The organism is Phytoactinopolyspora halotolerans (genome assembly GCF_010550675.1).
GTDB lineage: Bacteria > Actinomycetota > Actinomycetes > Jiangellales > Jiangellaceae > Phytoactinopolyspora > Phytoactinopolyspora halotolerans.
Map to the genome: position 1 here is coordinate 1 of NZ_JAAGOA010000016.1, position 18218 is coordinate 18218.

Annotated in this window: 19 protein-coding genes; 7 read left to right on the forward strand and 12 right to left on the reverse strand. The window is 69.7% G+C overall.

Annotated elements, in window-relative coordinates; genetic code table 11:
• Window positions 1-256 precede the first annotated feature (256 nt).
• From G1H10_RS20840 to G1H10_RS20855, 4 genes are all read right to left on the reverse strand, one after another.
• Window positions 257-1021, reverse strand: a complete 765-nt coding sequence (locus G1H10_RS20840) for an LLM class flavin-dependent oxidoreductase (protein WP_163741370.1) — start codon at window positions 1019-1021, stop codon at window positions 257-259.
• Window positions 1022-1111: 90 nt separating this feature from the next.
• Window positions 1112-2203 carry an ABC transporter substrate-binding protein gene (locus G1H10_RS20845; RefSeq protein ID WP_163741372.1) on the reverse strand — a complete coding sequence of 364 codons (1092 nt, stop codon included), beginning with the start codon at window positions 2201-2203 and terminating at the stop codon, window positions 1112-1114.
• A gap of 6 nt (window positions 2204-2209) precedes the next feature.
• On the reverse strand, window positions 2210-3028 hold the full coding sequence (locus tag G1H10_RS20850; protein WP_163741373.1) for an ABC transporter ATP-binding protein: 819 nt from the start codon (window positions 3026-3028) through the stop codon (window positions 2210-2212).
• Entirely contained in the window at window positions 3025-4131 is a 1107-nt protein-coding gene (locus G1H10_RS20855) for a FecCD family ABC transporter permease (protein WP_216853501.1), read from the reverse strand. The genes G1H10_RS20850 and G1H10_RS20855 overlap by 4 nt, the downstream gene beginning before the upstream one ends.
• Window positions 4132-4350: 219 nt before the next feature.
• Between G1H10_RS20855 and G1H10_RS20860 the strand changes: the two genes are divergently transcribed.
• Window positions 4351-4698 carry an ArsR/SmtB family transcription factor gene (locus tag G1H10_RS20860; RefSeq protein ID WP_163741375.1) on the forward strand — a complete coding sequence of 116 codons (348 nt, stop codon included), beginning with the start codon at window positions 4351-4353 and terminating at the stop codon, window positions 4696-4698.
• A complete protein-coding gene (locus tag G1H10_RS20865; protein ID WP_163741377.1) occupies window positions 4691-5164 on the forward strand; it encodes an SRPBCC family protein in 474 nt (157 codons plus the stop codon). The genes G1H10_RS20860 and G1H10_RS20865 overlap by 8 nt, the downstream gene beginning before the upstream one ends.
• A gap of 89 nt (window positions 5165-5253) precedes the next feature.
• On the opposite strand, the gene G1H10_RS20870 is transcribed toward G1H10_RS20865, so the two are convergent.
• Both G1H10_RS20870 and G1H10_RS20875 read right to left on the reverse strand, forming a co-directional pair.
• The gene (locus G1H10_RS20870) at window positions 5254-5886 is read right to left on the reverse strand and encodes a dihydrofolate reductase family protein (protein WP_163741383.1); all 633 of its coding nucleotides are present in this window, start codon (window positions 5884-5886) and stop codon (window positions 5254-5256) included.
• 70 nt (window positions 5887-5956) lie between these two features.
• Window positions 5957-7567: a DHA2 family efflux MFS transporter permease subunit gene (locus tag G1H10_RS20875; protein ID WP_216853502.1), complete on the reverse strand. Its 1611-nt coding sequence runs from the start codon at window positions 7565-7567 to the stop codon at window positions 5957-5959.
• 45 nt (window positions 7568-7612) lie between these two features.
• Here G1H10_RS20875 and imuA' point away from each other — a divergent pair, with 45 nt between their 5' ends.
• Window positions 7613-8362, forward strand: coding sequence for a DnaE2-dependent mutagenesis accessory factor ImuA' (gene imuA' / locus G1H10_RS20880; protein WP_216853503.1), 750 nt, complete (start codon window positions 7613-7615; stop codon window positions 8360-8362).
• On the forward strand, window positions 8362-9888 hold the full coding sequence (locus tag G1H10_RS20885; RefSeq protein WP_163741385.1) for a DNA polymerase Y family protein: 1527 nt from the start codon (window positions 8362-8364) through the stop codon (window positions 9886-9888). The genes imuA' and G1H10_RS20885 overlap by 1 nt, the downstream gene beginning before the upstream one ends.
• On the opposite strand, the gene G1H10_RS20890 is transcribed toward G1H10_RS20885, so the two are convergent.
• Both G1H10_RS20890 and G1H10_RS20895 read right to left on the reverse strand, forming a co-directional pair.
• Window positions 9879-11165: an RNA polymerase sigma factor gene (locus tag G1H10_RS20890; RefSeq protein WP_216853504.1), complete on the reverse strand. Its 1287-nt coding sequence runs from the start codon at window positions 11163-11165 to the stop codon at window positions 9879-9881. The genes G1H10_RS20885 and G1H10_RS20890 overlap by 10 nt on opposite strands.
• Window positions 11165-11527, reverse strand: coding sequence for a YciI family protein (locus tag G1H10_RS20895; protein ID WP_163741388.1), 363 nt, complete (start codon window positions 11525-11527; stop codon window positions 11165-11167). Before G1H10_RS20895 ends, G1H10_RS20890 begins: the two co-directional genes overlap by 1 nt.
• Before the next feature lie 187 nt (window positions 11528-11714).
• On the opposite strand from G1H10_RS20895, the gene G1H10_RS20900 reads away from it, so the two are divergent.
• Window positions 11715-13268, forward strand: coding sequence for an MFS transporter (locus G1H10_RS20900; protein WP_163741390.1), 1554 nt, complete (start codon window positions 11715-11717; stop codon window positions 13266-13268).
• Between the two features lie 114 nt (window positions 13269-13382).
• Window positions 13383-13979 carry a GNAT family N-acetyltransferase gene (locus G1H10_RS34660; protein WP_163741391.1) on the forward strand — a complete coding sequence of 199 codons (597 nt, stop codon included), beginning with the start codon at window positions 13383-13385 and terminating at the stop codon, window positions 13977-13979.
• Here G1H10_RS34660 and G1H10_RS20910 read toward each other — a convergent pair.
• Both G1H10_RS20910 and G1H10_RS20915 read right to left on the reverse strand, forming a co-directional pair.
• On the reverse strand, window positions 13972-15273 hold the full coding sequence (locus G1H10_RS20910; RefSeq protein WP_163741393.1) for an MFS transporter: 1302 nt from the start codon (window positions 15271-15273) through the stop codon (window positions 13972-13974). The genes G1H10_RS34660 and G1H10_RS20910 overlap by 8 nt on opposite strands.
• The gene (locus G1H10_RS20915) at window positions 15270-16433 is read right to left on the reverse strand and encodes a MalY/PatB family protein (RefSeq protein WP_163741395.1); all 1164 of its coding nucleotides are present in this window, start codon (window positions 16431-16433) and stop codon (window positions 15270-15272) included. Before G1H10_RS20915 ends, G1H10_RS20910 begins: the two co-directional genes overlap by 4 nt.
• 425 nt (window positions 16434-16858) lie before the next feature.
• On the opposite strand from G1H10_RS20915, the gene G1H10_RS20920 reads away from it, so the two are divergent.
• Window positions 16859-17200 (forward strand): DUF2200 domain-containing protein, encoded by a 342-nt coding sequence (locus G1H10_RS20920; protein WP_163741397.1) that lies wholly within the window; start codon window positions 16859-16861, stop codon window positions 17198-17200.
• A 182-nt stretch (window positions 17201-17382) separates the two neighbouring features.
• Here the strand turns inward: G1H10_RS20920 and G1H10_RS20925 are convergent, their stop codons facing one another.
• Together G1H10_RS20925 and G1H10_RS20930 are read right to left on the reverse strand one after the other, a co-directional pair.
• Entirely contained in the window at window positions 17383-17763 is a 381-nt protein-coding gene (locus tag G1H10_RS20925; RefSeq protein ID WP_163741399.1) for a hypothetical protein, read from the reverse strand.
• Window positions 17763-18152: a VOC family protein gene (locus G1H10_RS20930; RefSeq protein ID WP_163741401.1), complete on the reverse strand. Its 390-nt coding sequence runs from the start codon at window positions 18150-18152 to the stop codon at window positions 17763-17765. The genes G1H10_RS20925 and G1H10_RS20930 overlap by 1 nt, the downstream gene beginning before the upstream one ends.
• Between the last annotated feature and the right edge of the window lie 66 nt (window positions 18153-18218).

An 18218-nucleotide genomic window follows, 5' to 3' on the forward strand; every position in this document is an offset into this window, starting at 1 on the left:
GAACCGGCCCCGCCCACCAGCAGCCGCCCCACCAGGCATCTCACCCGGCGAGGCAGAGCTACAAGCAGCCGAATCGAACATGTGTCCATGCTATTCGAACACCCGTACCCCCGCAACCAAGATCCACCCCGCCACCCAGACGATCGCGTTCACCCACAGGGAACACCCGCCGAACACCACCCAGACCGCCACCGAAGGGCGCGCCCACGGACGCGTACCCGGAGGCCCACGACGCAACGCCACAGCCAGGCATGCCTCACGCCGACTTCGGCGGACCCTCCTCGATGCGCATCCGCCGCTGATCACGCGTCTCCGTCTCACCCTCCGGGAAATCGAGGGCCCACGTCACTCCGGCCGCCTCCAGCTCCCCCGGCCCCGCCGCATCGGTCAGGACGCCGACCACGTCGAACCCATCCGGCCGATCCAGCTCGGCCACCATCTCCGCCAGCTCCTCCGGCGTCGGGACGCGCGGTCCAGCGGACGGGAACACACCCTCCATCCGGCGAGCCCGGGCCATCGTCCGTGCTCGCCGTATCGTCGCCGCCACCCAGATGGGCGGGCGGGGACGCTGGACCGCCGGCGGATCGAGCTGCGCGTGGACGCTATAGAACTCGCCGTCGTGGTCGACCCGCTCACCGCGCATGAAGGCGTCCAGCAGAGGCAGCGCCTCGTCCAGCCGCGCCCCATGTTCGCGCTGATCGACGCTCTCCCCGAAGGCGCCGTACTCGGCCTCGGCTGGAGCACCGAGCCCCACACCCAGCACCGCGCGACCACCGCTGAGGTGATCCAAGGTGACCACTTCTTTCGCCAGCTTCCACGGTCGCCGCCGCGGCACCGGCGTCACGAGCGTGCCGAGTAGCGTCCGCTCGGTACGCGCCGCAACCGCGCCCAGCACCACCCACGGGTCAAGCATCCGCGGCATCGCGTTGACGTGATCCCACAGGAAGAATCCATCCCAGCCGGCCCGCTCCGCGACGACCGCCAACTCCACCAGCGCACCGGGGTCACCGACGTTGGGCACACTGATTCCATAACGCATGCGCCCATATCTACCGTGCGGCACTGACACCGGCCGGTGGATGTCACCCGCGCTCGTACCGACGGCGCACCGTCATTGGGCCGATGCCTCAGCGAAGGCGTCCGAACGCAGCCACTCGGCCACCTCGCGGATCCCATCGACGACGTCGACCCCGCCGGCCGCCAGCACGGACCGGCTCGGAAGCATCAACACCCGCCCTCCGGCGACGGCGGGCAGCCCGGCCACGGCGTCGTTGCCGAGCAGAGAGCCGAACGACTCCTCGCCCTTGCCCATCACGTCGACCAGCAGAATCGCGTCCGGCGCCAGGCTGACGATCTGCTCCGGGTCGGCCGGCATGGTTCCGCGGATTCCCGCTTCTTCCACCGCCGGTATGCCGCCCGCCCGCCGCACCACATCGGCGGTCATCGACTCCGGCCCGGCGATGAACGGGTTCTCGGCCTGGTTGGTCAGCACGAGAACCGTCGGCGCGTCCGCGGATTCCCCGGCCTGCTCGACCTCGGCGGCGATCTCGGCCAGCTCCTGCTCCATCTCGGTGATCAGCTCATCCGCGCGTTGCTCGGCGTCCGTGCCCAGGGCCCGCGCAATGGTGCGATAGTTCTCCTGCACCTGTGTCACGCTGCCCCAGTTGTTCTCGATGGCGACCAGCGGCACGTCGGTCTGCTGCAGGAGCTCCTCCGCGTCTTCCTCACCGTCGTGCCGGGCGGTCAGTACGACCAGATCCGGCTCCCAGGCGAGCACCTGCTCGGGGTCGAGACCGCTGCTCGGCGGAACCATGTTCGGCACCTGCGCCATCTCGTCCGGGTGATTGCCGAGCGTCTCGTTGGTGGTACTGGCCGGGACGGCGACCAGCCGGTCGACACCGGCAAGCGCGCGTACCGCCTCGGCGGCGTCGCTGGACAGTGCGACGACGCTGCTCGGGCCGTCGCCGTCCGCGGCGGCGTCGTCCCCGGGTCCGTCCGCGGCGTCGTCTCCGGGTTCGTCCGCGGCGTCGCCCGCCGACTCGTTCGTGGATTCGTCCGCGGCAGCCGACCCCGCGTCGCTGCCGCCGTCGTCGCTGCCGCCGCACGCCACCAGGGCGAGCGCGAGGACGGACGCGGCCGCGGCACGCACGAGCGTGGATGACCCGCCGACCATCGGACGCCGCTGGAGGAGGGACCGAGACATGATGCCTCACTTTCTGTGCTGTGGAACGGCGAGATCGTCGACGTCGAGCGCGGTGATGCGCAGCGAGCCGGTCGTGACGTCGTCGTCGACGATCGCCCGGACGCCGTAGATCTCGGCGAGTGTCTGTTCGGTCAGGACCTGTGCCGGAGGGCCGGTCGTCACCAGGCGGCCGGCGTCCATCAGTGCCAATCGGTCACAGAACCGCGCCGCCTGCTCGAGGTCATGCAGCACCGCGACGACCGCGAGCCCGCGCGCAGCCTGGCGGCGCAGCACCTGCAGGACGTGCAGCTGATGCCGCAGATCCAACGCCGCCACCGGCTCGTCGAGCACGAGCACGGCAGTCCGTTGCGCCAGCGCCTTGGCCAGCTGGACCAGCTGACGTTCCCCACCGGAGAGCGTGGTCACCAGCTGCTCGGCCAGCCGGTCCGCGCCGGCCTCGGCCAACGCGTCGTCAGTGATGCGATGGTCGACCGGGCGCAGCGGTTCGAACCGCCCGACGTGTGCGTGCCGGCCCATCAGGACGACGTCACGGGCCGTGAAGTCGAAGTCCATGGCGGTGTCCTGGGGCACGTACGCCAGCCGGCGGGCGCGTTCGGCGGGACGGAATCGGGTGATCGGGGCACCGCCGACGGTCACCGACCCGCGGGATGGCACCGCGACGCCGGCGAGCACCCGGACGAGCGTCGTCTTTCCGGCGCCGTTGGGACCGATCAGACCCAGCACCTCGCCGCCGGGGACGCTCAGGCTCACGTCGTCGACGATGGTCAGCCCATCGATGTCGACCCCGACACGATCCGCGCACAGGCCGGTCTGAGTCTCGTTCACGCCCGGACCACCCGCCGTCTGCGCAGGACGAGAAGCAGGAAGATCGGCGCGCCGAGGAATGCGGTCACGGTCCCGGTCTGCAGCGTGACCGGCGAGAACAGCATCCGAGCCAGCAGATCGGCCAGCACCAGGAAGGCGCCGCCCACCAGCGCGGCGCCAGGCAGCAGCACTCGGTGGTCCGGGCCGAGCAGGAGCCGGATCAGGTGCGGGATCACCAGCCCGACGAATCCGATGATGCCGGCGACGGCGACGGCCGCTCCGGTGAGCACCGCGGCGAGGACCAGCAGGATGCGCCTGATCCGCACCACGTCCACCCCGCTGGCCTGGGCATGCGCTTCACCGAGCAGCATGACGTTCAAGTCGCGAGTGAAGGCGAGCACGGCGGCGACGGCGACGACGGCCGGCGCCGCCACCATCTGCACGTGCGTCCAGGTCCGGGCGACGAGATCACCGTTGAGCCAGAAGACGACGCCGCGCAGCGCCTCGTCGTCGGGCGCGTTCGTGACCATCGCACTGACGACGGCGCCGAACAGGGCGTTGAGGGCGATACCGATGAGCAACAACGTCGCAATGGAACGGTCACGGCGGGCGGCGGCGACCGCATAGACGAGGACGAGGGCGCTGAGCGCACCGACGAAGGCGCCGACGGGCAGCACCCACGAACCGGCCGCCGTGGCACCGGAGACGATGGCAGCGACGGCGGCCACCGCCGCGCCGCTGGATACCCCGAGGACGCCCGGTTCGGCGAGCGGATTGCGGAACAGTGCCTGCATGACGGCGCCGGCCACGCCGAGTGCGGCACCGACGAACAGCGCGACCAGCACCCGGGGCAGGCGGATCGAGTCGATGATCGCCGCGTGCTCGCCGCTGTCGTCGCCGAGCACCGCGCGGACCGTGTCGGCGAACGGGATCCGCACCGGCCCCAGCGAGACCGCGATCACCACGGCCATGACCAGGAGGACGGCGAACACGGCGAACGCGAGGACGACCCGGATGCGCCGACGCCGCCGGTCGCGGCCGGATCCGGGTGGAGCAGGCCCATGATACGGATCGGATGGGCTCCCACCGAGGCGATCACCGTCGGTGACGGCCGGAGAGCTCATCGATCCTCGCATTCAAACGACACTCATTATCATTTTATCTGACGTTAGACGACACCATGGCGACGGCACAAATCCGGCCCGTCGCACGGAGGCAGCCACCGGCGAGATCCTCGACCGGCCCGCGACGCCGATACGACCTCGGACCTGCACCCCCTTGACACTCCGCCGCATCCCATCCATAATCAACCTATTGGTTGATCAACCGAAAGGTTGAATACGATGGAAGACGATCAGCTGAGCGCCACCTTCGCTGCGCTGGCCGACCCGACTCGCCGGGCCATCCTGGCGCGCCTGGCGGACGGTGAGGCGACGGTCAATCAGCTGGCCGAGCCGTTCGAGATGAGCCTCCAGGCGATCTCCAAACACCTCAAGGTGCTCGAGCGGGCCCGGCTGATCACCCGGGGCCGCGATGCGCAGTGGCGGCCATGCCGGCTGCAGACGGCACCACTAGAGACAGCGTCGGAGTGGATCGAGCGTTACCGGCACGTCGCGCGAGACCGGCTCGACCGCCTCGACAAAGAAATCCAGAAACTCAAGCAACAGCAGGAAGGGCAGAACCATGAGTGAGACCGAGATCATCGTCGAGCCGAACCGGCAGGACATCATCCACAAGCACACCTTCGACGCCCCGCGGGACCTTGTCTTCCGCGCCATCACCGAACCCGAGCTCGTCCCCCAGTGGTGGGGACCCCGGGACCTTTCCACCGAGGTGGATGTGATGGACGCGCGGACCGGCGGCCGCTGGCGGTTCATCAACCGCGACGCGGATGGGAACGTGTACGCGTTCAGCGGGGTATTCCACGAGGTCACCGCCTCCGAGCGAGTCGTTCAGACCTTCGAGTTCGAGGGCATGCCGGGTCACGTCGCGCTGGAGACGCTCACCCTGGAGGAGGCCGATGGCAAGACCACATACGTGGCACGCACGCTGTTCCAGTCGGTCGAAGACCGCGACGGAGCGGTGCAGTCCGGCATGACGGAAGGCGCCCAGGACACCATGGACCGGCTCAGCGAGGTCATCGAGAAACTCCGCTGAGACCGCAGCTTCCATGATCATCGAGGCTGAGCGGGACTATCACCCCTGACATCCTCGATGATCATGGAAGGCGTGCGGGGAGGGAAGAGTCAGGTCGCCACCTCGTCCTCAAGGGCGAACGAGCCGGTGACCACCTCTCCGGCAGGGTGGTACGTCGCGATCACGGCTCCCGCCTTGGTCGTCCTGGCGCCGGTGAGCGTGAACGCCGAGCGGGTGCAGCCGTCCGGGAAGAGCTTCTTGCCGGCGCCCAGCACCACCGGGAACGTCAGCACGTGGTGCTCGTCGATGAGGTCATGCTCGCGCAGCGTCTGGATGAGTTCACCGCTGCCCCACACCTGGATCTCCCGCGCGTGCTGCTGCTTCAACGCGGCAACCCGGTCGGCGACGTTCTCGGCGATGAGCGTCGTGTTGTTCCAGTCGGCCGACTTCAGCGTCGTCGAGGCGACGTACTTCGGCAGGCTGTTCAGGGCGCGGGCCACCGGATCGTTCTCGTCGGTGACGCGCGGCCAATGCGCGGCGAAGATGTCGTAGGTCTTCCGCCCCAGGAGGAAGGCGTCGGCCCGGGACATCACCTCGTTCACGAACGCGCCCATATCCTCGTCGACGTGCGGAACCTGCCAGCCGCCGACGTCGAATCCACTGCTGGGATCCTCCTCAGGTGTGCCCGGCGCCTGCAGCACACCGTCCATCGAGACGAACGTCGTCGCCACCACTGTGCCCATCGTTCACTCCTGTCCTGTGATGCGACGCGAGCCCGAGCCGCTCTGGATGGCCCGGCGCTGACCCGCGCCTTCACCCATGCGTCGAACGACGGGCGTCGGATTCGACAGCCGGCGGTGCATTTCTCGCCTTCCGTTTCCGTGGGAAGAAGTAGGCGGGTATCAGAATCAGCGTCAGCAGCCCGAACGAGACCCAGAACGCCTGCCCGAACGCATTCGCCAGCAGTGGCGCGGCCGCCTCCCGCGCGTCGGCCGGTATCGAGCCCATCTGGTCGATCCCACCGTCGGCTCCGGACAGTCCGGCCTCCTCGAACTCCGCCGCGCTCGCCCGGGTGAACACCATCACGAGCAACGCCGACCCGAGCGAGCCGCCCACCTGCTGGATGGCGGAAACGGTGGTCGCACCACGGGAGACGGCCGCCTTGCTCAGCCTCGAGTAGGAGGTGGCGATCGTCGGCATCATCACCGCGCCGAAGCCGAGGCCGCGGACGAACAGCGCCAGCGCCAGCCATACGTACGACGTCTCCGCGCCGACCGCACCGTACGGCGCGGTGCCCAGCAGCGCCAGCACGACGCCCACCGGCACCACGTAACCGGCGCCGGCCCGGTCGGTGATCCGGCCGGCCAGCGGCATCGCCACCATCGCCCCGAGACCCTGTGGAGCCAGCAGCAGACCAGCACCGAAGGCGCCTTCACCGCGGACGTTCTGGTAATACAGCGGCAACAGCAGCATGGCGCCGAACATCCCGACGGCTATCAGTAAGATCGCCACCGATCCGCTGGCGAAGGTCCGGTTGGCGAAGAGCCGGACGTCGACGATCGACGACGGCCCGATCTTCAGGCTGTACATGACGTAGCCGGCGACGAGCGCGGCACCGGCGATCAACCACCCGATGACCCCCCACTCGGCGAAGCCGGCCCGTGCGCTCGCCTCGGAGAGACCGTAGAGCAGGCAGACCAGGCCGCCGGAGAGCAGTACCAAGCCGCGGTAGTCGAGACGCCCCGGCTCGGCAAGCGCTCCGCCCGCAGGCAGCTTGCGTACGGCGAGCCAGACCGCCAAGGCGCCGACAGGCACGTTGATCAGGAAGATCCAGTGCCAGCTGACATGCTGGACGATGAATCCGCCGAGGACGGGGCCGAGGACCGGGCCGAGCAGCATCGGCACGCCGATCAGGCTCATCGCCCGGCCCATCCGTTCCGGTCCGGCCGCCCGGGCGATGATGGTCTGCCCGCCGGGGATCAGCATGCCGCCGCCCAGGCCTTGCAGCAGCCGGAAGGCGATCAAGCTCTGGATCGACCACGCCGATGCGCACAGCACCGAGCCGGTTGTGAAGAGGGTGATGGCGGTGATCCACACGGTCTTGGCGCCGAACCGATCGATCGCCCACCCGGTCACCGGGATGACGACGCCGACGGCGAGCAGGTATCCGGTCACCACCCACTGGGTGGTGACCAGCGGCGTATCCAGTTCTCGCCGCAAGGTGTCCAGGGCGACATTGACGATGGTGGTGTCGAGCAAGACCATGATCGTCCCGGAGATGACCACGAGCCCGGTGACGATCACGCCGCGGTCCAGCTTGTCCGACGGTGTCGAGGGGTCGTCCATCCTGCCCACTCGTACCCACATCCCGATGATCATCAACTGTTCATGCCGGTCTTGGTGCAGCCGACGGTTGACGCTCATGGGGACAGGTTGACGGCGATCGAACATAGGTTCGATAATCGAGGCATGGTGGCAGCACGACGCCAGCGGGCGGCAGCGGCATTGGCCAGCGTAGTCGACGCACAAATCGAGCCGGTCCGGGAGGACCCCGGTCTACCGGTCCTGCCCGCGTTGCATGGGCTGCTTCCTGGACTGCGGCGGGGGCAGGTGGTGGAGGTCGACGGCACCGGCGCGCTCGCCTTGGCGCTGCTCGCGGCTCCGTCCCAGGACGGGTCGTGGTGCGGCGTCGTGCGGATGCCCGAGCTCGGTGTCGCCGCGGCCGCCGAGCTGGGCTGCAACATCGATCGGCTGCTGCTGGTCGACGAGCCGGGCGAGCGGTGGGTCGACGTCACGGCCGCCTTACTGGAGTCCGCCGACGTCGTGCTGCTCCAGCCGCCTGCCCGGCCACCCACCGGCGTCGTCCGACGGCTGGTGGCGCTGGCCCGCAAGTCCGGCTCGGCGTTGGTGGTGGCCGGCGGCTGGGAAGGCTCGTCGCTGCGGCTGAAGGTGGAGTCGTCGTCGTGGTCCGGCATCGACCAGGGGCATGGACGGCTGCGTAGCCGCCGCGTCAAGGTGGTCGCCAGCGGGCGGATGGTCGGCGGACGGCCCCGGACGGCCTGGCTGTGGCTGCCCGGCCCGGACGGGTCGGTGAGCAACGCGGACCTCGCCTCGGTCGCCAGCATGGAGGAGCGGCTCGCCGCCCGGGCCGCGGCCGTCGGCGGCGACGACACAGAACCGACCGGCGACGACGCCACCAGCCCGGCGGAGGTGGCGTGATGACACCGCCCCGCGTACTGGTGCTCTGGTGCCCGGACTGGCCGCTGACCGCCGCCGGAACCGACCCGGCCGTCCCAGCCGTGGTGCTGACGTCCGGCCGAGTGTCGGCCTGTACCGCCGCTGCCCGCGCCACAGGGGTCCGGCGCGGGCAGCGGCTCCGCGATGCGCAGCGGTACTGCCCGGACGTCGAGGTCCTGGACGAGGATCCGGAAGGTGAGGCACGAGCGTTCGAACAGGTCGTGAGTGTCATCGAAGAGACCTGCCCCCGGGTCGAGGTGGTCCGCCCCGGGCTGGCGGCCATCCCGGCTCGCGGACCGAGCAGGTACTACGGCGGTGAAGAAGTCGTGGGCGGCATGATCCGTGATGCCGTGCTCGGCCGGGACTTCGTCTGTGCGGTCGGGGTGGCCGACGGTACGTTCGCGGCCAATCTCGCGGCCCGGGCCGCCTTCGACGACGACGGGCTCCGCCTCATCCCGTCCTCCTCCACCGCCGGGTTCCTGGCCCCGCACCCGGTGTCCGTGCTGGAGATGCCGGAGCTGACCGGTGTCCTGTTCCGGCTCGGCATCCGCACCCTCGGGGACCTGGCGACGCTGCCGCCACGGGACGTGCTGGCCCGATTCGGCGCCGAAGGGGGCGTGGCGCACCGGCTGGCCACCGGACAGGAGGCGCGTCCGCCGGCGCCCCGGGCCACGGACGAGGACCTGTCCGCCCACATCGACTTCGACCAGCCGGTGGAGCAGACCGAGCCGGCCGTCTTCGCCGCGAAGGCGTTGGCCGACCAGATGCACGCCAAGCTCGGCGAACGTGGGCTGGCATGCGTACGGGTCGAGGTGGAGGCCGGCACCGCCGACGGCGAGACCCGATCCCGGCTCTGGCGGCACGACGGTCTGCTGTCCAGCCTTGCCGTAGCCGAGCGCGTCCGCTGGCAACTCGACGCCTGGCGGACCGCCGGGCAGCTGAACGGGCACCTGACCCACCTGCGGCTGGCACCGGATCAGGTGGTCATCGACACCGGACGCCAGCTGTCGCTGTGGGGCCAGGCCGAGAACGACGAGCAGGTGGCCCGGGCCGCCACTCGCATCCAGGTCATGCTCGGACATGCGGCGGTGACCCGTCCCCAGCTGGCCGGCGGGCGCGGGCCGGGTGAGCGGGTGGTCCGGGTGCCGTGGGGCGATTCGGTCGCCCCGACGCTGCCGGCGGATCGCCCCTGGCCGGGGCGGCTCCCGCAGCCGTCGCCGGCGGTGGTCCATCCCGAGCCACCACCCGCCCGGGTGCTCGACGCCGCCGGCACGCCGGTCGCGGTCAGCGGCCGATCCACCGTGTCCGCGCCGCCGGCCCGGCTGACGGTCGGCAAGAAGGAGCACACCATCACCGGGTGGACCGGACCGTGGCCGGTGCGTGAGTACTGGTGGGAGCGGAGCCGGCACCGTCGCTGTGCCCGCTTCCAGGTCACCACCGAGGACGGGCGGGCCTGGCTGCTCGCCATCGAAGACGGCCGGTGGTCCGTGGAAGCGGTCTATGACTGAACGTCGAGCCCGGCATCCGGCGAGGCGTGCGCCAGCCAGGAGACGCGCGCCTGTAGGTAACGCCGCTCCGGCAGGCTCGTGGTGAGCTTCGCCGCCAGCTGGTAGTGCTCCCGTGCCGCCGCCACATCGCCGGCCAGCTCCAGCAGGTGAGCGCGGACCGCGCTGAGCCGGTGGTGCCCGGCCAGCCGGCCGTCGGAGTCGAGCCCGTCGAGCATCTCCAGCCCGGCTTCCGGCCCCTCCACCATCGCCCTGGCCACCGCATGGTTGAGCGTCACCATGGGGTTGTCCGGTGTCGTCCGCTCCAGCAGCCGATACAGTTCGAGGATCTGCGGCCAGTCGGTGTCCTCAGCGCGCGACACCTCGGCATGGACGGCGGCGACAGCGGCCTGGATCTGGTACGGGCCGATCATCGACCGCGGCAACGCCTCCGTCACCAGGGCGACGCCTTCCTGAATCTGATCAGCCTTCCAGAGATCGCGGTTCTGTTCCGCCAGCGGCACCAGCGAGCCGTCCGGCGCGGTGCGGGCCGGACTCCGCGCATCGATCAGCAGCATCAATGCCAGCAGACCGGTCACCTCGCCGTCGTCCGGCAGCAGACGATGCATCTGACGAGTCAGCCGGATCGCCTCGCCGGTCAGCTCGGCACGCTGCAGCGACGCGCCGCTGCTGGCGGTGTATCCCTCATTGAAGATCAGGTACAGCACATGCAGCACCGCCCGAAGCCGCTCGGCGCGTTCGCGTCCGGACAGCGACCCGAAGGTGGCGCCGGCGTCGGCGATGCCGCGTTTGGCCCTGCTGATCCGGCGGGTCATGGTCGCGTCCGGGACGAGGAACGCCCGGGCGATCTGCGCCGTGGTCAGCCCGCCCACCGCGCGCAGGGTCAGCGCCACCTGGGATTCCGGGGTCAACGCCGGATGACAGCACAGGAAGAGCAGCTCCAGCGTGTCATCGGCGGCTGGGGCCTGCTCGTCGTCCGCCGCCGGTGCAGACAGGTTCGCTGACGGTTCCATGGCCGCCGCGGTGGCCTCCCGGCGTCGTCGTGCCGCGTCCCGTCGTAGCTCATCGGTCAATCGTCGGCCGGCGACCGTGACCAGCCAGCCGCGCGGGTTCCGCGGCGTGCCTGCGGCCGGCCACTGCGTGGCGGCGCTCAGCATCGCTTCCTGCAGCGCGTCCTCGGCGGCGTCGAAGTCACCCCACCGGCGCACCAGGGTGCCGAGGACCTGCGGCGCCAGCTCGCGCAGCAGCTCCTCGATCGCCCTTCTCGCCGGGTCGCTCACTACATCTCCGTGCCGCCGAGGTCCATGATCGGCCGGACCTCGACACCGTCCAACCGGGCATGCGGGTTGCGCGCGGCGATCTCCAGCGCGCGTTCCATGCTGTCGCATTCGATGATGTCGTACCCGGCGAGGTGCTCTTTCGCCTCGAGATACGGCCCATCGGTGACCATCGCGGCGCCGTCGCTCACCCGGACCACCCTCGACTGGACTTGGTCCGCCAGCGCGTTGCCGCCCAGGTACTCGCCGGATTCGGCGAGCTCATCGTCCAGCGCGAAGTGCTCCCGCGCGATCCGCTCCCGTTCCTCCTGGGACAGAGCGTTCCAGGTCCGCGGTGAGCTGTAGATCAGCACCATGTATTTCATGTCGTTCCCTTCTCGCATGACGCCCCGGCAGGTGTTCGGCGTCGTCGACAGGTAGTCGAAGCCGCGCGGGCGAACCGGACACGGCCCTCGTGGGAACGGCCATCGACGGACATGTCCGCTTCTGGTTTCCGGCTTCGACCACTGGACGAGAACTCTCCACCAGCCAGCCTCGTCGAAGGGTACGACCGTGAGCGCGAACGTGAACACCATTCCACCAGTGCCGCACCGATGGCGAGTGATGTTCCTGCTCGCCGCCGCCTTCTTCATGACCATTCTGGATTCGACCATCGTGGTGACCGCGCTGCCGAGCATCGGCGCCGACCTTGCGCTGAACGCAACCGGATTGCAGTGGATCGTCACCGGTTACGTCATCGCCTACGGCGGCCTGTTGCTGTTCTGCGGCCGGGCGGCGGATCTGCTCGGGCGCACCCAGCTGTTCATCGCCGGGAACGCGTTATGGGTGCTGTCGTCGATGCTGTGCGGCCTGGCACCCTCCGGTGAGGTGCTCATCGCCGGTCGTGTGCTGCAAGGGCTCGCCGCAGCCGTGATCGCGCCCGCCGCGCTGTCGATCGTCATGATCACCTTCCCGCAGGGTCCGGAACGCAACAAGGCACTCGGCATCTGGGGCGGCTTGGGAGGCGTGGGCGCGACCGCCGGCCTGCTACTCGGCGGTGTGCTCACCGACGGCCTCGGCTGGCCGTGGATCTTCTTCGTCAACGTGCCGGTGGCCGTCGCCGTGCTCGTCCTGTCGCCCAGGCTGCTCCCGCGCGGTCCGCTGGCCGCCCGCAGCAGGCGACGTTTCGACGCGGTCGGCGCTTTCGGCCTCACCGCCGCGCTGGCGCTCGTCGTCTACGCGGTCACGACCGTGCCCGAGCGGGGCTGGTTCGATGCCCGTGTCGCCGGCCCGTTCCTCGCCGCGGCCATCCTCGGTGCGCTGTTCGTCGCCGTGGAGAACCGCTCGCCCGCCCCACTGGTGCCGTTCCGAATCTTGCGGTCGAGAGTGCTCGTCGGCGGCAATCTTCTGATCTTCACCGCCGGGATGGCGGTGGACGGCATGCTGATCACCCTCACCGCACACGTGCAGCGCGTCCTCGGCTGGTCGGCCCTGCAGTTCGGACTGCTCGCCGCCGTCATGACCGTGACGTCGGTACTGGGTGTCATGTACGGCCAGCACGCGGTGAGCCGATCCGGGTTCCGCCCGGTGGGCGCGTGCGGCGGTGCCCTCCTCGCCGCCGCATGCCTGCTGCTGACTCTGGTCAGGGCCGACGACGCGCGGCTCGGGGTCATGGTCGCGGCGCTGCTCGTCTTCGGAGCGGGCATGGGCGCGGCGTTCGTCAGTTCGCAGATCGCGGCGCTCACCGGCGTCGCGGAGGAGAACTCGGGGCTGGCCGCAGGGCTGGTGGACACCTCGTTCAACATCGGCACCGGGTTGGGCGTCGCGATCGCCACCAGTGTCGCGCTGGCCCGGTCCGGGGCCGGTGAGGTCGGCGCGTCGGCAGAGGCGTTGGCCGACGGGTACCGCGCGGCGTTCGGCGCCGCGGCCGCGTTCGCTGCCCTCGGTGTGGTCGTGGCGCTGTACATGTTCCGTCGCACATCGCCCGGACCGGACGACGACGCCAGCCACGCCGACCCCGGCTGCGCCGCCGGCCACGACGACACCAGCCGCGCCGCCGGCCACGACGACACCAGCCGCGCCGCCGGCCACGACGACACCAGCCGCGCCGCCAGTTTGGAAGGATGACCTGATCCCCGTCGTAGCGCGGGCGCGTCGGGCCGCATCGCCTCGCGGTTCGAACGCCCGCCGGTGCGTCACGGTTCTCCCGTCGGCCGGTGCATCGCGAATACAGTCGTTGTCGTGGGTGAGATCGCCGTGCGGGAGGCGCGCCCCTCCGATGTCGGGGCGCTGGCCAGCGCGCTCGCCGAGGCGTTCGACCAGGATCCGGTCATGCGCTTCCTCATCCCGGACGACGGCTTCCGCCGTCGGCTCACCGCCCTGTTCGGGTTCGAAGGCGCGTTGTCCTTGCCGGCGACGTGGGTCGCGGTCGACGACGGCGAGATCGCCGGGGCGGCGCTGTGGGAGCTTCCGGGCAGGACCTCACCGCCGCTGCGGTCCGTGCTGCGGCACAGCCCGGACCTCTTCCGGGCGTTCGGGTGGTCATTGCCGTCCGCGATGCGGCACTTCCGGACCATCGAGAACGCCCGCCCGAAGGGCACTCCGCACTGGTACCTGCAGACGATCGGCGCGGCGCGTCCCGGCCACGGCATCGGTGGTCTGCTGCTGCGCGACGGCTTGGCCCGCATCGACGCCGACCGGAGACCCGCATACCTGGAGTCGTCGGCGCCGGAGAACGTCGCCTTCTACGAGCGCTATGGGTTCCGCGTCACCGGCGAGATCCGCCTCGCCGGCGGCCCCGTGCTGATCCCCATGTGGCGGGACGCCCGGGTCACCTGAGGGCCGGCGAGCGGCGGTGCTGCCGCCACCCGATCAGCAGGAGCAGCGCCGGGCCCGCCACGAGCACCGCCGATATGGCGTTCAGCCCGCCATATCCGACCCATCCGAGTACGACCCCGGACAGCCCGCCGGTAGTCGCCGCCGCCAGATTCATCAGCAGGTCGGAGAAACCCTGTACCGCGGGACGTTTGCCGGCAGGGACCGACTCGGCCAGCAGCGTCGACCCGGCCACAAGCCCTGCCGACCAGCCCAGCCCGAGCAGCACCAAGCCGGCGACGATCTGTTCCGTCCTACCGTCGGCTGTGCCGGCGACGGCAGCCGCCGCGATGAGCAGGGCCTGCCCGATCGCGATCACGGGGCGGCGACCGAGTCGGTCTGCCAACCAGCCGAACACCGGCGACAGCGCGTACATGCCGGCGATGTGCAGACTGATGGTCAACCCGATGATCCGCAACTCCGAGCCGTGGTGGGTGAGGTGGACCGGCGTCATGGTCATGACCGCGACCATCACCCCATGCCCGACCACGACGGCCGCCAGCGCCAGCAGCGCGGCCGGGTTACGGCGGATCGTCGTCCATGCCGATGCGCGGGCTTGCTGCAGCGCCGGCTCGACCGTGACCGACACATCCTGCATACGCTGCGCGACCAGCAGCGGGTCAGGACGCAGCAGGAGCGCGATGAGCAGCGTGGCGGCCACGAATCCGATCGCGGAGAAGACGAACGGCCCGGCGATCTCCGGGATGCCGAGCCATCGCCCGACGGCCGCACCAGGGCCGGTCAGGTTCGGTCCGAGCACCGAGCCGACCGTCGTCGACCAGACCACGATCGACAGGTGCCGGGCGCGTGACCCCGCCGGCGAGAGGTCCGTCGCCGCATAACGGGACTGCAGGTTCGTCGCCGTACCCGAGCCGAAGAGGAGCAGTCCGAGCAGGAAGAGCGGGAACGACGAGATGATGGCGGCGAGCAGCGTGATCAGCGCTCCTCCGGTGGCGATCATCCATCCCACGCTGAGACTCAGACGCCGCCCGCGGCGCGCGGCAAGCCGTGCCAACGGGATCGCCACCAGGCCGGCGCCGAGTGTGATCATCGTGCCGGCGAGCCCCGACCACCTGTCTGATCCGGACAGACGCAGCGCCACGACGGATCCGACGGCGAGCGCCGAGCCGATCCCGAGACCACCGACCACCTGCGCGGCCACCAGCAGCCGAAGCGTGCGCCGCTGCAGCGCATCGATCCCTGCGTCCGGCACCGGCGACGGCTGCCCACCAGGGGCGACCTCCGCGTTCCCGGTCATGTCGCGACACCGGCGATACGGGAGACGATCTCCTCGAGGATCGGCCTCGGCGTGGCGAAGTTCAGCCGCGCGAACCCGCGGCCCGGTTCGCCGCAGTCGATCCCGTCGACGAGCGCGACCCCGGCTCGTTCCCGGATGAGAGCGGCGGGGCGATCCCCGAACCCGGCCTTCCGGAAATCCAGCCAGGCCAGGTATGTGCCTTCCGGCACGGTGCCATCGACGTCCGGCAGCTGGTCGGCGAGCAGAGACGCGAGCAGCCGGCGATTCTCGTCGAGGTAGCCGACCACGTCGTCCAGCCATGGCTCGCCGGATGCGTATGCGGCGGCGTTGGCGACCGCGCCGATGGTGCTCGTGCCGTATCCGGCCATCCTCCCGATCTCCCCCCAGACTTCGGCGTCCTCATCATTCGAGACGATGAACTGAGCGCATTTCAGCCCGGGAAGATTCCATGCCTTCGACGCCGATGTCGCAGTAACGGTGTGACCAGCGGCGGTCGGAGAGATCGAGGCGTACGGGACATGCCAGTGGCCGGGATACACCAGCGGCGAGTGGATCTCGTCGGAGAACACGCGCGCGGCGTGCCGATGCACGACCTCGCTGATGGCGATGAGTTCGTCGCGTTCCATCACCCGTCCCAGCGGGTTGTACGGGTTGCACAACACCAGCAGCCCACCGCCGGCGGCGAACGCGCTGTCAAGGGCATCCAGGTCATAGACCCATCGGCCATCCTGTTGCGCCATCGGCACCTCGATGGTGTCCCGCCCCATCAGCGACGGTACGTCCAGGAAGGGCATGTAGGCCGGCGTGGGCAGCACGACGGGGCTGCCGGGGCGAGAGAAATGCTCGATGGCGATCTGCAGACCCTTGATGACGTCGGAGATCAGGTGGACCTGCGCGGCGTCCACCGGCCAGCCGTAGCGGCGCTCCTGCCAGCTTGCGCACGCCTCCGCCACCTCGGCGGCCAATGGCTGCGGAAGATACCCGAAAGACGCATCGTCGACGGCAGTGTGCAGGGCATGCTGGACCGCCGGGGCGGTGCCGAAGTCCATCTCCGCGACGAACGCACCGATCGCATCCGGGTACGTCGACCACTTGACGCTCCCCCGCTCACGGAGGCTCTCGATGGTGATCGCGTCGAATCCCGCGGCGTGGTTCGGCATGCTTTCGGTTCCCTTCCCCGGCTCAGACCATAGTCCGCCCGCGCTGGCGGTCTCCAGAGTCCAGTGTCTCGTCCGGCATCGGCACCACCGGCACGGCCAGGAGCATGGCGAGCACACTGCAGAGGCGTGGTCAACGCACAGACGCCCAGCGCCGCTGGATCGTGTCAGTCACGTGGTAGCGAGTGACTCTGCCTCGCCGTCCGCGAGTGGACATACGTCGATCTCCAGCGAAGCCGTCCCCTCGCCCGGAAGCTGGTTCTCCTGCCCGGGCGGCCCGTGGAGCAGGGCGATAGGGCCACGTCTTGAAGGGCCAAGGCCGAATACGGTCGTCCATCTTGATCTGGTGTTGACGTAGCGGCCCTTCGTCACCACGCAGCGCGATCGTGGGCTGTATGTGCTGGAAGCGAACCACTATGCTCACGAGCATGAGCCGGATCTTCACAACCAGTTTCGCGTCCGTATACCCCCACTACGTGACGAAGGTTGAGAAGAAGGGGCGCACGAAGGCCGAGCTGAATCAGGTGATCGAGTGGCTGACCGGATTCGACGAGTCAATGTTGAATGACCACCTGACCACAGGCACGACCTTCGAGGAATTCTTTGCAGATGCACGACTCAATCCGCATGCGTCATTCATCACTGGCGTGGTGTGCGGGGTGCGCGTCGAAGACATCGATGATCCGTTGATGCAGAAGATTCGCTACCTAGACAAGTTGGTCGATGAACTGGCCCGGGGCAAGGCGCTGGCCAAGATCCTGCGGGCGTAACGATCAGCGGCGGCGCGCCGGGGGGCGGTGGGCGCTCGGCGCGGAGTCCCGCTCTCAGCCTGCGCCTGCCGCGCTCACGGCGGGGCAGTTCGCGATCCTCATCAACCATGGAGATGTCTACAGCGTCGAGGTAGGCAGCGCGCGGCTAGGTGAAGGGGCCGCGAGCCAAGAGACGCTGCTTCTCATGTGCGGAGCGATTCCCGGGCGAAGTCGACCGCTTCAGCGAGCAGGCTGCGCCACAGCTCGCGCTCGACCGTGGGAATCGACACCCACTCGCGAAAGACCTTGCCGGCCGGGGCGAACGAGTCGCCGGTGCCTTGCTCGACGAGCTCGGCGACCCGCTCGCGCCGCAATTTCACCACCAAACATGCGGCCTTGTCGTCGTAGGACGCGACGAACCGTCCCGCGAGCCGCACGCACGGATAGCCCATCATCGTGGCCCTGCCGATGGCCGGGTCGTAGAGCAGGTCGTCCGTGAGCTCGTCGTAGAGCTCGCGGGCCTCGTAGGCACGGCCCCCGCCGGATGGTTCCGACGGAGGCGTGCCCTGCGTGTGTCGCGTCATCAGTCCGCCGGCGGGCTGAAGACGCCGAACTGGTTGCCAGACGGGTCGCGCAGGTAGGCGAACTTCGGGGCGCCGGGTCCGGGGTCGAGGTGCTTGCTGATGACAGAACCGCCGAGCTGTTCGGCGTCGGCACAGGTGGCCTCGACGTCCGCGACGAGGATGTAGAACACGGCGTGGTCGGGCATCTGCCCGCCGGTGCCGAAGATGCCACCCATGGGGCCGTCGGCGCCGGAGGCCTTGATGTTGCGGTAGTCCATGCCGCCGGACGCCGCGGGGCCGTCCACCTCGAACGTCCAGTCGAAGAGGCTGCCGTAGAACTTCTGGGCGCCATCGGGGTCGCTGGTGGCGACCTCGAACCAGGCCAGGGTGCCGGGAGCGGGGTTGGTCATGGTGTCTCCTCCGTAGGTGCGGATCACTCGCCGGGCGGCGGGCTATACCTACCGTCGCGGACGTCA

Coding starts and splice junctions, on each gene's coding strand:
- G1H10_RS20910 (WP_163741393.1), bottom strand. CDS start 15,273: ATGACCGGGAACGCGGAGGTCGCCCCTGGTGGGCAGCCGTCGCCGGTG.
- G1H10_RS20875 (WP_216853502.1), bottom strand. CDS start 7,567: ATGAGCGTCAACCGTCGGCTGCACCAAGACCGGCATGAACAGTTGATG.
- G1H10_RS20930 (WP_163741401.1), bottom strand. CDS start 18,152: ATGACCAACCCCGCTCCCGGCACCCTGGCCTGGTTCGAGGTCGCCACC.
- G1H10_RS20895 (WP_163741388.1), bottom strand. CDS start 11,527: ATGAAATACATGGTGCTGATCTACAGCTCACCGCGGACCTGGAACGCT.
- G1H10_RS20855 (WP_216853501.1), bottom strand. CDS start 4,131: ATGAGCTCTCCGGCCGTCACCGACGGTGATCGCCTCGGTGGGAGCCCA.
- imuA' (WP_216853503.1), top strand. CDS start 7,613: ATGGTGGCAGCACGACGCCAGCGGGCGGCAGCGGCATTGGCCAGCGTA.
- G1H10_RS20915 (WP_163741395.1), bottom strand. CDS start 16,433: ATGCCGAACCACGCCGCGGGATTCGACGCGATCACCATCGAGAGCCTC.
- G1H10_RS20870 (WP_163741383.1), bottom strand. CDS start 5,886: ATGGGCACAGTGGTGGCGACGACGTTCGTCTCGATGGACGGTGTGCTG.
- G1H10_RS20865 (WP_163741377.1), top strand. CDS start 4,691: ATGAGTGAGACCGAGATCATCGTCGAGCCGAACCGGCAGGACATCATC.
- G1H10_RS20885 (WP_163741385.1), top strand. CDS start 8,362: ATGACACCGCCCCGCGTACTGGTGCTCTGGTGCCCGGACTGGCCGCTG.
- G1H10_RS20845 (WP_163741372.1), bottom strand. CDS start 2,203: ATGTCTCGGTCCCTCCTCCAGCGGCGTCCGATGGTCGGCGGGTCATCC.
- G1H10_RS20920 (WP_163741397.1), top strand. CDS start 16,859: ATGAGCCGGATCTTCACAACCAGTTTCGCGTCCGTATACCCCCACTAC.
- G1H10_RS20860 (WP_163741375.1), top strand. CDS start 4,351: ATGGAAGACGATCAGCTGAGCGCCACCTTCGCTGCGCTGGCCGACCCG.
- G1H10_RS20925 (WP_163741399.1), bottom strand. CDS start 17,763: ATGACGCGACACACGCAGGGCACGCCTCCGTCGGAACCATCCGGCGGG.